The sequence below is a fragment of the Nitrosopumilus adriaticus genome, from assembly GCF_000956175.1.
In the GTDB taxonomy this organism is placed as follows: Archaea; Thermoproteota; Nitrososphaeria; order Nitrososphaerales; family Nitrosopumilaceae; genus Nitrosopumilus; species Nitrosopumilus adriaticus.
In genome coordinates this window covers 212,981-226,420 of the sequence record NZ_CP011070.1, presented here as the reverse complement: position 1 = coordinate 226,420, position 13,440 = coordinate 212,981, and the positions used below count along the sequence as shown (strand labels likewise).

The 13,440-nt window shown below is 34.2% G+C and carries 13 protein-coding genes and 1 tRNA gene; 1 reads left to right on the top strand and 13 read right to left on the bottom strand.

Annotated elements, in window-relative coordinates; translation table 11 throughout:
• Positions 1–7: 7 nt before the first annotated feature.
• The 12 genes from NADRNF5_RS01260 to NADRNF5_RS01210 form a co-directional block, all read right to left on the bottom strand.
• Complete coding sequence (locus NADRNF5_RS01260) at positions 8–460, bottom strand: 30S ribosomal protein S19e (RefSeq protein ID WP_048114865.1); 453 nt, start codon at positions 458–460, stop codon at positions 8–10.
• Between the two features lie 81 nt (positions 461–541).
• Entirely contained in the window at positions 542–889 is a 348-nt protein-coding gene (locus NADRNF5_RS01255; RefSeq protein WP_048114863.1) for a response regulator, read from the bottom strand.
• Positions 867–2,732, bottom strand: coding sequence for an ATP-binding protein (locus NADRNF5_RS10635; protein WP_052661857.1), 1,866 nt, complete (start codon positions 2,730–2,732; stop codon positions 867–869). The genes NADRNF5_RS01255 and NADRNF5_RS10635 overlap by 23 nt, the downstream gene beginning before the upstream one ends.
• A 115-nt stretch (positions 2,733–2,847) precedes the next feature.
• On the bottom strand, positions 2,848–3,120 hold the full coding sequence (locus tag NADRNF5_RS01245; RefSeq protein WP_192828368.1) for a ribonuclease P protein component 4: 273 nt from the start codon (positions 3,118–3,120) through the stop codon (positions 2,848–2,850).
• Positions 3,121–3,207: 87 nt separating this feature from the next.
• Positions 3,208–3,281: transfer RNA gene (locus NADRNF5_RS01240), tRNA-Gly, on the bottom strand.
• A gap of 22 nt (positions 3,282–3,303) precedes the next feature.
• A complete protein-coding gene (locus NADRNF5_RS01235; protein WP_048114859.1) occupies positions 3,304–3,972 on the bottom strand; it encodes a ribosome biogenesis protein in 669 nt (222 codons plus the stop codon).
• A gap of 1 nt (position 3,973) precedes the next feature.
• Entirely contained in the window at positions 3,974–5,089 is a 1,116-nt protein-coding gene (locus NADRNF5_RS01230; protein WP_048114858.1) for a hypothetical protein, read from the bottom strand.
• Positions 5,090–5,136: 47 nt separating this feature from the next.
• Positions 5,137–7,788, bottom strand: a complete 2,652-nt coding sequence (locus NADRNF5_RS01225; protein ID WP_048114856.1) for an adenosylcobalamin-dependent ribonucleoside-diphosphate reductase — start codon at positions 7,786–7,788, stop codon at positions 5,137–5,139.
• A gap of 213 nt (positions 7,789–8,001) precedes the next feature.
• Positions 8,002–10,173, bottom strand: coding sequence for an anaerobic ribonucleoside-triphosphate reductase (nrdD, locus tag NADRNF5_RS01220; RefSeq protein ID WP_048114854.1), 2,172 nt, complete (start codon positions 10,171–10,173; stop codon positions 8,002–8,004).
• 156 nt (positions 10,174–10,329) lie between these two features.
• The gene (locus NADRNF5_RS11225; RefSeq protein WP_192828336.1) at positions 10,330–10,491 is read right to left on the bottom strand and encodes a hypothetical protein; all 162 of its coding nucleotides are present in this window, start codon (positions 10,489–10,491) and stop codon (positions 10,330–10,332) included.
• 70 nt (positions 10,492–10,561) lie between these two features.
• Positions 10,562–10,930, bottom strand: coding sequence for a Zn-ribbon domain-containing OB-fold protein (locus NADRNF5_RS01215; RefSeq protein ID WP_048114852.1), 369 nt, complete (start codon positions 10,928–10,930; stop codon positions 10,562–10,564).
• Position 10,931: 1 nt separating this feature from the next.
• Positions 10,932–12,095, bottom strand: coding sequence for a thiolase domain-containing protein (locus NADRNF5_RS01210; protein WP_048114850.1), 1,164 nt, complete (start codon positions 12,093–12,095; stop codon positions 10,932–10,934).
• Here NADRNF5_RS01210 and NADRNF5_RS01205 point away from each other — a divergent pair.
• Positions 12,089–12,610, top strand: a complete 522-nt coding sequence (locus NADRNF5_RS01205) for a DNA topoisomerase (RefSeq protein ID WP_342399213.1) — start codon at positions 12,089–12,091, stop codon at positions 12,608–12,610. The genes NADRNF5_RS01210 and NADRNF5_RS01205 overlap by 7 nt on opposite strands.
• Here NADRNF5_RS01205 and NADRNF5_RS01200 read toward each other — a convergent pair.
• Complete coding sequence (locus NADRNF5_RS01200) at positions 12,594–13,400, bottom strand: carbon-nitrogen hydrolase family protein (RefSeq protein ID WP_048118693.1); 807 nt, start codon at positions 13,398–13,400, stop codon at positions 12,594–12,596. The two genes, NADRNF5_RS01205 and NADRNF5_RS01200, sit on opposite strands and share 17 nt — an antisense overlap.
• Positions 13,401–13,440 lie beyond the last annotated feature (40 nt).

Below are 13,440 nucleotides of genomic sequence, written 5' to 3'. Positions count from 1 at the left end.
TTTGAATCTATGTGTAAACTTTCAATTGAGGATTTACAACAATTAGTTCTTTGAGGATTTCAGTAGCCAGTCTATCTAGTTTTTGCATCCCATTTTTAGAAATGATTCTACCTTTCTTCTCAACTTTTTCTAAATAACCAAGTTTTTCTAATCCTTGAATAGCATTTCGAATAATTGCGCCACCTGCATCTTTGTGATGAGCAGCACCATATCCAGAGGGTTTACCGCCGCCATAATCTTTTCTTAATTCATTAATTCCAATTGGGCCATGAAAGTAAATTTTTCTCATTATTGAGGCACATCTAGTATACCACCAGTCTCTCTCTTGTGGGGGTTTATCAGCATGAGCGCCAGTTTTTACAAATGGAATCCAAGTAGGTGCAGGAATATCTTCATTCTTTAGAATTTCTGCTAGTCTTTTTATCAACACATCTGCTGGTACATCGTATACCTTTGCCATAAAGTGCAAAAATCGATAATCGTCTTATAAATCATTGAGGTAATGTGTCCAGTTAATTCAAGATAATTTAGCATGAAATTCTCAGATCGGAGCCATAACTTTCAAAACTTCATCAAAATTAACAGGCTTGTTTTGTATTGATAGTATTGGAAATTGATTTAATTGATTCAAAATGTTTTCTTCAACTAATCCAGTTGTAACAATTATCTTTGTAGTAGAATTTTGTAATTTTTCAAGGGCATAAAATCCATCAAATTCAGGCATTGACAAATCTAATAGAAGATAATCAGGGGTATGCTTTGAACACAATTCCACAGCTTGTTTACCATCATATCCTACTGCTACAACATCAATATTTTCCAATTCAAACAAATCAGAAAATAATTCAGTTAATGCAACTTCATCATCAACTATTACTACTGTTGTCATTCTCTTCTTTTTGTGGAATTTTAATTATAAATGTAGTAGGATTATTTTTTACAGAAATAGTTCCATTATGCTGAGTTATGATATTTTTTACACTTGCAAGTCCTAATCCTGTTCCTTTTTGCTTTGATGTGATTAATGGTTCAAATACTTTTTCAAGTGGCTTAATGGTAATTCCAGGACCAGAATCTGTTACTTTGATTATTATTTCCGTGCTAGTTTTCTCCATCGAAACGTCAATTTCGCCAGCATCTTCAACTGCTTGAATAGCATTGTAAATTAGATTGATCAAAACAATATTCATTTTATTTTCATCACCAATCATAAAAATTTCATCACCGGATGTTTTGATTTTTACTCCAGAAGGAATTTCCGATGAAGATAAAACTTTACTTAAAAGATTTGAAAGATTGAATTTTTGTGATTCTAATGGAGTGTCTCTTAGATAATCCAATACATCATTAAGTTGATGAGTTATTCTATTTATCGAAGTGGAAACTCTTTCTATTTGCTTTTCATCAAGAATGTTTTTTCGTTTTAGTAACTCAAATTCATTTTGTATGATTGAAAGAGGGTTTCGTATATCATGAGACATTCTAGATGATAATTCCCCAATTGCGCCAAGTCTTTCTGCATGAAGTAATTGTTGAGTGAGATTTTTTTGTTGAGTAATATCATTTCTGACTGAAACATATTCAAAAATTTTTCCATCTTTATTTACAAATGGGATTACAGTTGTGTCATTCCAAAATAAAGTTCCATCTTTTGCAGTATTACAAATTTCACCATGCCAAATTTTTCCCTTGGAAATTGTACTCCATAAATCTGCATAGAAACTAGGAGGATGAATTTTAGTGGATCTCAGAAGATCTTGTCGTTGGCCAATTAATTCTTCTTTTGAATATTTTGAAACTTTACAGAATTTGTCATTAGCATATTTGATTTTTCCATTTTTATCAATTATACTTACAATTGAAGATTCATCTAATGCTTTTCTTAAATTTTGTTGTAAAGATAATTGAGTTTCAATATCAGTAGTTTTCTTTAAATGATTTAACATAAATTCAAAAGATCTGGATAATTCGCCAATTTCATCTTTTGAGTAAATTTCAGTTTTTACATCTAAATTACCATCAATAATTTGTTGGGATGCATTTTCAAGTTTTCGTAGGGGTTTTAGAATAGATTGTGAAAAGAAATAACCTAAAACAAGGAAACCTGTAACTGTTATAGCTATGGATATTCCAAGTAATGAAATACCAAATATAATATCCTTAAAAATAAGTTCTAGAGACGAATCCACATCAGTAGTTGATTCTTCTACAATTGATTGATGTTCTAAGTTTCTATTTTCAAGATATTTCATTAGATTTTTTTGATAAATTTCTTTGTTATTCTTATATTCTTGAGATTCTAAAATTGAAACAGAATTTTTCAAATTTCCATTTTTGACAGATTCAATTGCTTTTAATTCTAGATTTACGAGATTGGAATTAGCATCATTTACGGAAGTAAAAAAAGCTTTTTCAATATTATTTCCCAAGTCTAATGCTTTGGATAATTCTTCGGACAACAATGGTTCTATTTCGAAATATCTTTTCTCCCATTTCTCATCTCCAGTAAATGCATAATTTCGAGCAGATTGAGTTAATATTTCATCATAATATTGTATTTTATTTGCATGTAACAGTAATTTTTCAGATTTCTTTAGAGTCTCCAGATTGTCATCCAATAAATTAAGATGTTCAGAAGTTTTCTGTAATTGAAAAATGGAAGTAAATCCCATTGTCCCAATAAAACATCCTATTAACAAAAATCCTACAAAAAGTTTGGTTTTAATTTTCATACAATAATTCATTTCAAATTGTATATTAATGGCAGTTTATTTTTTTAGAAATTATTTTAGAAGTAAATATGAAATTATCCTAAAATATAGAAAAAATGGTTTAATGAACAACTTTTCAAATATGCGTAGATATAATTTTACGATATGTATGTCCACACAGATTGCATGAAATTCTAATTGATTTTACAGATGCTCTACCAAGTCTAATTCTAGAATTTATTCCAGGAGCAATAAATGACTTGCATTTTTTGCAGAAAACCATCCTTAGTTCATAAGGCATTCGAATTTTGTGTCTAGTACTTATTCTTCGAGCAAGATATGCTTGACGCTCAGAAAGCTTTGGGTTTGTTTTTGCATTAGTTATTGCATTTTCTATAAGAATTTGCATTCTCTCCATTGCGATTTTTCGTACAGCAGATTTCACATTACTTTCTGAAATTGCACCTAAAAATTAGTTCTCATTATAATGTAAAAATGCAGTCAGCGGGATTCGAACCCGCGTCACAGGGTTGGAAACCCCGAATACTAACCAGGCTATACTATGACTGCAACAGAATGAAAATTTCAGTTCCTACATAAAAATGGTTTTTTCGCACTCATAAAGTAATCTGGCAACTACAACATGACCTTCAAATGATTCATTACCAATAGAATACATTTCAGTAATTTTGTTTTCAACAAAATCAGAAAAATGCCCCTTTTGGAATCCACCAATAACAATACAAGAATTGTCTGTTATCTCAGATGCAATTTTTTCATATGTACTAGATTTTCCTTTTGTAGAAAAACCAATTACTTTGGATGGGTTAATTTCATCAATCAATTCCGAAAATGTTTTTTCTTTAATTTCTAATAATACTTCATTATTTGCTTTAATTTTTTTATCGTGATAGAGTTTTTCAATTACTCCTTCAAATCTGTGATAAGATTTAGGAATGTGAACATTTTGACCAAAGTAAATTACTTTGTCATCAACGGTATGAATGTAAATTTTTATTTTATTTTGAAGGTATAATGGGATTGTAGTCGCCTCAAGTATTGAAAAATGTACTAAATCAGGTCTTCCTCTCTTCATTTCGTTTTCAATTCCTTTCATAGCCGCAAAATGCCATGAATTATCTAGTAAGATTTCTGAAGGATGTTTGCCAAGTTTTCTTGCATGGGAAATTACTGAAGGGTGGTCTTGCAGTTCATAAGGTACAAGTTCTAATGATGATTCTGATATAACTAAAGAAATCATTTTAGTTAGTCATTTCAATTTGGTTTTTAAATTCAGTCCAACCAGATTTTGGCGTACCATCACTATTGATCAATCCTGCGCTGCAGATATACTGATTTAATCTCTCAATTACATGCTCACTGCTTCCAAATCCAGAACCTCCAACTGTTAATTTGTCCTCACCAATTTCGTGTTCTTCAAATAGGCATGTTCCATCAGGTCTATCATATTGCCTGTACCAGGTAAAAAATTCTAATTCAGATTCATTTTCAGTGTAAAATTCAAATGATTTTTTTAAAAATTCTGTTTGTTCAGTAGAATTTCCTCCAACAAAATCAGAGGTACTCCAGCTAAGTTCAAAAATTCCTACTTTTTTATCTCCTGCCAAATCAAATACCTGTTGTAGATCTTCTTTTGCTTCCTGAGGAGTTTTTACAATGTCATTTAGAGTATCGACTGGAGAGTAGGAGAACGCAACAAAATCACCAACTGCCAAATCAGTCACAATATATCGCAGATTTTTATTCATTACTTGATGTAGGGCAAATGAATTTCCAATCTTGACATCAGGATGTTTTTCTTTAGTTTTCTCATATACTCCATTGAATAATTCCTTGTAAACAGGAATGTTTTGCTCATTAAATCTAAATTGAGATTCTGTCTGTCCTGAAAGAATCACAGTATCAATGATATCATATCTTGATAATATTGCATCAAGTACACTGACAACTCTGTCTTCTCCAATTGAGATAATTGGTGGCTTTCCAATCCAACTTGGGAAGGGTCCCAGAGTTTCACCATTAATAACAGAAAAGTAAAGAGTAACTTTGAGATTATTTTTTTTATTAAAACTCATCAATGCGTCTGATTGCTGCCAATCAAATTCTCCCCGTACTGGTTCAACTAAATTCCAAAAAAGATACACATTGCTTCTTCCAATTCCAGAGCTTGCAGCTTCGGAGTAAATTTGATCTAAACTTTGTAGGGTAACTGATTGATTTGGGGAATTAATTACAAGACCAATTTTTTCATTAGTTTTTTGTGGGGTGATTTCAGAGTTTGGTATTGCTAAAACTGATAGTCCAATTGCAATTATTACTGCTATGCCTGCAATTATGCCTACAAGTTTCTTGTCCACATGAACTCAAAATGAAAAAGGAAGTAAAAAAGTTGTGATTCTGTTATCTATCCAGAAGTACAACCACTGTATCCACATTCAATGCAAATACTGCAACCTTCTACAAAGACTAGGGCATTTTTACATGTTGGACATAGACGATCCTCTGAAACCTCTTCATGTTTTAGAGGCTCCATTGCGATTTCTTCGTCATGAACTTTTAATGCAAGTGATGCATTGACTTGGGATTTGATGTAAGGATTTGTGATATTTTCAGTCACAAACGCAGTCATGTATGGACTTGGTGATACCTCAAAGATCTTTGTTGCATTCTCACTTGTCATGTGAAGGACTTGTTTGTGTCTGGAACCGTCACGATAAACAGTCATTCCTTTTAGTCCTATTTCATGTGCAAGCAGATATGCAGATTTTACATCTTCTACTGTTACATCATATGGCATGTTGATTGTTTTTGCAATTGCATTTCCAATCCAGTCTTGCCATACACCTTGAGCCATAAGGTGATCAGCCCAGTGTATATCCATTGCTGTAACAAAGACATCCTGCATCCATTGAGGAATTTCATCTAATCCTTTCAATGAACCATAGTTGTCTGCAATCTTTTCAAGAATTTCATCATTGTAAAGACCAGCTTCTTTGAGAGCTTCTTCTAGAATCTTGTTAGTATAGAAGAATCTTCCAACAGTTACTCTCTTCTCAAATACAAGAGCAAATGCAGGCTCCATTCCGTTTGAACAGTCTGCAATCATTGAGAGTGTTCCAGTTGGAGCTACAGTTGTAGTCAAGACATTTCGGATTCCATGTTTTTTGATTTTATCAATCAGTGGATCCCATTCATAAGAATGGGTTGATTTTGGTTTCTCATAGTATCCTGAAATAGGAATCTTACCCTCTGGATATTCTGTTTTAGAACATAGCGGGAATTCACCACGAGATTTAGCAAGTGCTACACTTTCCTCCATTGAATAGTACGTAAGGGCTTCAGATAGTTTTGATTGTAGTTCATATCCTTCTTGGGAATTGTATGGGATCTTTAGTTTGTACAAGAGATCAGCTACTCCCATCACTCCAAGTCCAATACGTCTAGATTCTTTTGATGCTACATTAATTTCTGGAACTGGATATGTGTTGACATCAATGATGTTATCTAAGAATCGTGTTGTCTTTCGTATTGTTTCTTCATATCTTTGCCAATCAAATTCATAAGTTCCATCGGCTTGTCTCTTTACAAGATTTACCAAATTGATAGAACCTAGATTGCATGACTCGTATGGATAGAGACTTTGTTCACCACATGGGTTTGTTGCCCTTAGTGGTGCTTTTCTTGCTTTTGCAAATACATTGTATTTGTTGATTTGATCAAAGAAGATCAAACCTGGTTCTGCGCTCTTCCATGCAGAAAGTGCAATCAGATCAATTAGCTGGTGTGCATTGATTTCTTTTACGGGTTTTTTATCACGTGGACTACGTAAAACATAGTTGCCATCAGAAGTATTTACCAGTGCATGCCAAAAGTCTTCCCAGATACCAACACTGACGTTAAAGTTCTCTAAAATGCCTGGTTCTGTTTTGTTTGTGATGAATTTTTCAACATCTGGATGCCATGCTTCAATAATTCCCATGTTTGCACCTCGTCTTTTTCCACCTTGTTTGACTACCTCAGTCACAGTATTGATGATATTCATGAAGGATACTGGTCCTGATGCAACTCCTGAAGTGGATGCGACAATATCGCCTTCTTCACGAAGATCAGAATAGTTTATTCCTACACCGCCACCTGACTTGAAGATTAATGCTGCATCAGAGGTTGATTTCATGATTTGCTCCATTCCATCTTCCATTCCAAGTACAAAGCATGCAGATAGTTGGCCTAGTCTTCCTCCTGCATTCATCATTGTTGGTGAATTTGGTAGAAAGTCTTGTGCAACCATCAAATCAAAGTATTCAGTGATTTTGTCTGCATAACTATCAAGCTTCTTTCCTGCAAGTAATGTCAAAAGATCTTTGAAGCTCACCTTCATTTGACCTTTGTTTGCAAGAGTCACGTAGTGGTTGATTAAAGATCTAAAATGCCACTTGTTGAAGAAATAATTTCCTACTTTGAATTTATAATCAAAGGCATCTAGTTTTTCAAGATAAGAGTTTGCTTCTTCTACATCTTGTTTGATATTTCCGGATTTATCAAATACTTGTGAATCATATAGAATATCACCGATTCCTACCAGAATTGCAACACGCTCAAACATTTGAGTTGGTGATTCAATAATTTCATTTTTTGAATTTCTGAATAGATATCTTGATGCTAGAACTCTAAGACAATTCAAATCAAACTTTTTGGAAACAGGATCAAGCGTCTTTAGATTCAAGACCTTCATTTTCTCTTCCCTTAATTTTCTTCGCTCATGTCTGTAAACGATGTAAGCTTTTGCAATATCGCTATTTCCACTATCAATTAAAGTAGATTCTACAATATCCTGGATATCCTCAACAGTAGGCGTCCTACTGCTTGTAAATCCTTGTTCAACTAGTTTGTTTACTACATTTTCTGCTAGTTGATCTGCCATACCACGATCGGCTTTAGAGGTGGCGGCCAATGCCCGAAAAATGGCATTTGAAATTTTATTTTGATTGAAAGCCGTTACTGCGCCACTGCGCTTACGGATCTCACTGATCGTATTTTCAATTTGTGAATTGTCCATTATAATCTCCCCTCCATGCTTAGAAACAATGTGGATATAACTTGTGTGCTCGAAAAGTTTTGATCTCGTCACGTTAATGAGTCAATTTTTTTAACACCGCTACTATGAATTTCATACTGGCATAACTTTCACAGTAACTACGAAGATCGCCACATCGGATTCTGATCTAAAAGATTTGAAAAATGATCGTAACTAGTTTTTCATTTACGAATTTCAGACAACATATGGAGACTTGCACTTTGGACACTTGTCCTCAAATGGCTCATCCTTGAATCCACATTCACCACATATTGCAATTTTTCTTACAGGCTTGAAAGAAGTTGTAAGGGACGATGTTTTCTCTAGTGCTTTTTTGATATCTGCAACCTTTGCATCACTATCAATTTGTAAAGTGACCAGTAATCCCCCACTTAGAATTTTTGAGAGCTTGTTTGCCTCTGCTATAGGCTCACTTTTGTTAGTAAGATTGGCAATTTCAGAGGCATTAATGACTATTCCTTGGGAATAAGAGTCACCCTCCATTGAATTTAAGGCAGAATTTTTGCCATATTTTTCTCCATCCAGAGTAGCAAAACGGATGGATGCTTCAGTTTCAGTCATACAGATTGCAACAGTATCACCTAGCTCTTTGCCTTTTTTGGCTCCAACATCAACTGCGGTTTCAATCACCTTATGAAGAATATCACGTCCTTCTTTGTTATCTTGGAATCCAAGTATGTTAAAGACAGATTCTTTGAGTCCTACCAGATTTACAACAAGTGAAACAGAACTTCTTTGCATGTATTGCGTATTCTTTGCAAGGATTGGATTCAGTCCTCTTCTTGTAAGATCTGAGATCTCTTTCTTTCTTAATGCCATAGATGCTAATGCAGGTTTCATTAACAATGCAAGTCTTGCTCTAAAGTAAGTTTCATCTTTGTTTGATTCAAATGCAAGTCTTGGAAGATTGATTGAAACGGATTCCAAGTTTATTGAAAGTGGAGCTGTAATTTTTGTAGATCCGTTTGTAACACCAGAGCTAGAAGTTTGACCCTTTGCAAACATTACGTGTCCGCCAATAGAAATTATTTCAGCTATTGATTCTGAAACATCAGTGATTTTTCCCTTCTCAGCATCAATTATCAAACCAATTTTTGGAATAGGTGTAATCTTTGTGTAATTTTTGTATGCATTAATAATTGAATTAATTATTTTTGTATCAGTTCCCAATTGCAATCTAATTGAAACCTTTGTACTTGTTTTGTTATATTTGGCAGTTGTAGATGCTGTTGCAAATGCATCTGTGAGTTTTTGTTCTAGTTCTGGAAGTGACTTTGAATGTTTTGTGAATAATTGCACCAAACCATCAATTACAACTTCTTGTGAAGCCTCTTTTGAAAGAAGAGCTATAACAATTGATAATGAGCTTGTAATCTCGTCAAGTTGTTTTGATGCAGGAATTCTTGATACATCAAGATATTTTCCGCCAAGATTAATTCCATCTTCGATTAATTCTTTTACGTTTACAAATATTGTATCAGGAATCATAGACCAAATTCCAGGATTCGTGATATGCAAGTCTCCAGAAAGATGAGAGTCTGCTACATCTTTTGGCAGGATGTTTGTAAGTAAATGCTCAGCAAATACTTTTTGTCCTGTGTTAAAGAGAAGCCCTTCAGCACCGTTATCTACATTATCTAAATTAGAGATCATCTCCTGTACATCATACACAGGCAGGCCTAGGCGTGCAAGTTTGTTCCTGTATTCCTCATGACCGTGCTCAAGGAGAACAGAATTTACCATTTCTCTGATAAGTGAGCCTGTAAGGTAGGTAGTCTGATATTTGTAAATTCTATTTTCAACCTCTTCAGTTATTTTTTGTGCAAGCTCCAGTGGGAGACTTCCTTCACGAACCAGTGATTGAATAATTTTGTGTGAATTAAATTCCTCAATTGATTGATGTGATGTTCTAACATACATTTTTCCACTTTCAATAATTGATCTTTCTTCGATTTGCCTTGCCAAACTCAAAACAAGTTTTCCAAGATTTGTAATGGTGTATCGTCTTTCAGATTTGTTTAATGCAACAAGTGATTGTCTTAGTAATTTTCTCAAGTGGTATGCAAATTTTCCACTCTCTTTTTTGGACTTGAATCCTGCCAGAGATTTTAACTCTGAATAAGTTAATGGTCCTTTAGAATTTAAGATTCTAAGAATATCAATTCTGTTTGGACTGGCCATTACAGAGAAGATCATTCTGACACGTTTTGATGTAGATTGTAAAATACCGCTTCTCTTTGGTGAAGAGTCAGAGTCCAGATCAGATTCTAATTCCAAATCATCGTCATCGTCTTCATCTAAGCCAACATCAATATCTAATTCTAAATCCTCATCACTCATTTTCATGTTTTTTTTCTTGACTAAGGAGTAAATAAGACTTGTGTCGAGATCATTTCTGAACATTTTGGATCAGTTTTATAATTTGCAGATAAATAATTTGAAACTCGGATGGCTATTTTTTTAAAAAAATCTAAAAAAATGATCGTCTTAGATCTTTTTAGATCATTTTTCTTGAACATCAAGTGAGAACTCTGATGTCGAAAGTTTCTGTCCACATGATGGACATTTTCCATTAGTTGGATTCATAACATCTTTTAGAGATTTTAGCATTTTCATATTTGTGATCTTTTCCCCACATTTACCACATGTAATTTCAACAGACATGATGATGATCAGAAATACAAAATAATTAAGAATCAGTTCTGATTTTTTTTAATAATTCAAACAAATAATTTTACTGCTTTTTGATGATGATTCCACAACCATCTTCAAAACCAGTAATTTTGGCTTTAGTTCCAATTGGAAGATCTTCAGGGGTTGCAATTCCTGCCATAAATCCAGAAATTCTCAAATCAGAATCATCAAGTTTCATCACAACAAAGGCATATGGTGTGTATTTTTCAAAGCCTGCAGGGGCCACAGTAATTATGGTGTATGTGGCAATTGTGCCTGCACCATCTAAAACTACATCCTCAAATCCTTGGCTGCCACATTTTAGGCAATAATATGCAGTTGACAAATGAAGATAGCCACATTTAGTGCATTTGTGAGTTACAAGTTTGCCTTGTTTGGCATATTCAATTAATTGTTCTTCAATAGTCATGTTACACACTTTGGAATACGTGAACTGCACAACTTGCACCTGTTGCGCCAAAGTTATGAGTTAAACCAATTTTTGCATCTTTAACAGTTCTTGCACCAGCTTTTCCGGTTAGTTGATCAAATACTTCTACTACTTGTCCAACACCTGTTGCACCAATTGGATGTCCTTTTGATTTTAGACCACCTGATGGATTAATAGAAATGTCAGAATTTAATTTTGTTCTACCTTCACGAACAGCTTGAATACCTTTTCCTTTCTCAAAGAATCCCAAGTCTTCAGTGTCAACAACTTCTGCAATTGTAAAGCAATCATGAACTTCTGCAAAGTCAACATCCTTTGCTGTAATTCCTGCCATTTTGTATGCGTCTGCTGCTGCAATCTTTGTACTTGGAATAGTTGTCATGTGTTCACGTCCTTGCAATGCTGCAGGTGAACCACCTCTTCCAGAACCAATTACCTCAACATAGTCACCACCATGTTCTTTTGCAAACTTTTCAGAACAAAGAATAACAGAACTTGCACCATCAGAGAATGGGCAGCAATCATAAAGTTTTAGAGGACTAGCAACCACTGCAGAATTCATTACATCTTCAATTGTAATTTTCTTTTGCATGTGAGCTTTTGGATTAAGAACACCGTTGTCATGATTCTTTACTGCAACTGCTGCAAAGTCTTCTTCAGTTGCATTAAACTCATTGAGATATGCTCTTGCCATTGATGCAAACAATCCAGGAAATGATGCACCAGCTTGACCTTCATAGAAAAAGTCAGAACAATATGCAAAGTAAGTTGTTGTCCATTCAGTTCCCGTGTGAGTTACTTTTTCAACTCCAGTAACTAAAAGACAATCATAAAATCCGGCTGCAACATTTGCGTATGCTTCTCTAAAAGATACAGAGCCACTTCCACATGCAGACTCTATTGTTAATGATGGTTTATCTGGAATTCCCAATCTACTCATTAAGACAGGACCGATATGGACCTGTTTGTCAGCAACACCAAAGACGTTAGAAATGTAAGATGCTTTGATGTCTTTTGGTGAAATACCTGCGCTATCTATGGCTGCAACTGATGCCTGAGTAGTGATATCAGCTATACTTTCAGATAATTTTCCATATTTGGTACTACCAGCACCAAGAACGCAAACCTTTTCCACAAATGTCACTGACCCAAGTCCCTATAAAAATCGTTTTAGTAAATTCATCATTGAAGAAGACATCAAAGAGATCATCAACTAGAACTGTTCAGGTCAAGAAACCAGTTGTTAGACACATAGCAAAAACTACAAAGTCAAAAACTAGCATCTTCAAAAAAGAGATCATACAGTATTTGGATTCAAATGGATACCTTTCTTGGTCATCAAAAGAGAAAAAATACATCATTCTTGGAACAAATTCCCCAAAAAACGGACTTGTATCATGCCCTCAGTGCAATCTTGGGGAACTAATGGTAATCAGATCCAGAACCACAAGAAAAAGATTCATGGGTTGTTCTAACTTTTATGGCGGATGTAAGGCCTCTTCCCCACTATTACAAAAAGCAAGACTAAGGGCAACAAAAAGTCCATGCGATGTTTGCAGATGGCCTATGATAATTTTTCGATATTCAAGAAATCAAAAATGGACTAAACAATGCTCAAATTTTAATTGTGAAAGCAGACTAGTCAAGCCTTCAAAGTAGGATAAACATCGGGTCTTCTGTTTTTAAGTAACGGTAAATCTTTTCGTACTTGTTTTACCTTGTTCAAGTCAATCTTTACAAAACCTATTCCTTGATTCTTTTTCATATCAAGTAAGATTTTTCCATATGGATCAACTACTAAACTTCTTCCACAATAGATATTTCCGACTTGATCAGGTGCAATGACATAGCAGCCGTTCTCTATTGCACGTGTTTTGTTAATTGTAATCCAGTGTTCCTCTTTCATGTGACCCTTAACCCAAGCTGATGGTGCAATCAATACCTCAGAGCCTGCAACAGCTAAAGATCTTGACATCTCTGGGAATCTTAAATCATAACAGATCATCATTCCAATTTTTCCAAGATCAGTCTTTACAGGCTTTGCAATTTTAGAGCCTGAGGCCATTTTATCTGATTCTCTAAATCCTAATGCATCATAGAGATGAATTTTTCTATATTTAGAAATAACTTTGCCTGATTTGTCAACAACAAATGAAGTGTCATATACACGATCTTTTATTCTGCTCTTTTCATAAAAAGAGCCTACAACTTGGATATTATTTTTTTTTGCAGCATTTGCGATTGTTGTTACAAAATTTCCATTAATCATCTCAGATAAACTTGCAAGTTGTTTTGGAGTCTGAGAAGAGTTTGTGTAAAACATCATAAATTCTGGAAATGCGCATAGTGTTGCATTTTTTGCAGCTGCTTTTTCAATATATGAAACAATTTTTTTGAGATTATCTTCTTTGTTAGTTGATGCTTTGAATTGAACAACTGCAGCTTTCATGAAATTGATTAATTGAATCATAATAAAAGGATAAACTCTT

Bases quoted from the DNA above. Each gene is read 5' to 3' on its own strand.
- NADRNF5_RS01260 (WP_048114865.1), bottom strand. From the start codon at position 460: ATGGCAAAGGTATACGATGTACCAGCAGATGTGTTGATAAAAAGACTA.
- NADRNF5_RS10635 (WP_052661857.1), bottom strand. From the start codon at position 2,732: ATGAAAATTAAAACCAAACTTTTTGTAGGATTTTTGTTAATAGGATGT.
- NADRNF5_RS01245 (WP_192828368.1), bottom strand. From the start codon at position 3,120: ATGCAAATTCTTATAGAAAATGCAATAACTAATGCAAAAACAAACCCA.
- nrdD (WP_048114854.1), bottom strand. From the start codon at position 10,173: ATGAAAATGAGTGATGAGGATTTAGAATTAGATATTGATGTTGGCTTA.
- NADRNF5_RS01215 (WP_048114852.1), bottom strand. From the start codon at position 10,930: ATGACTATTGAAGAACAATTAATTGAATATGCCAAACAAGGCAAACTT.
- NADRNF5_RS11225 (WP_192828336.1), bottom strand. From the start codon at position 10,491: ATGTCTGTTGAAATTACATGTGGTAAATGTGGGGAAAAGATCACAAAT.
- NADRNF5_RS01200 (WP_048118693.1), bottom strand. From the start codon at position 13,400: ATGAAAGCTGCAGTTGTTCAATTCAAAGCATCAACTAACAAAGAAGAT.
- NADRNF5_RS01225 (WP_048114856.1), bottom strand. From the start codon at position 7,788: ATGGACAATTCACAAATTGAAAATACGATCAGTGAGATCCGTAAGCGC.
- NADRNF5_RS01235 (WP_048114859.1), bottom strand. From the start codon at position 3,972: ATGATTTCTTTAGTTATATCAGAATCATCATTAGAACTTGTACCTTAT.
- NADRNF5_RS01255 (WP_048114863.1), bottom strand. From the start codon at position 889: ATGACAACAGTAGTAATAGTTGATGATGAAGTTGCATTAACTGAATTA.
- NADRNF5_RS01205 (WP_342399213.1), top strand. From the start codon at position 12,089: ATGTCACTGACCCAAGTCCCTATAAAAATCGTTTTAGTAAATTCATCA.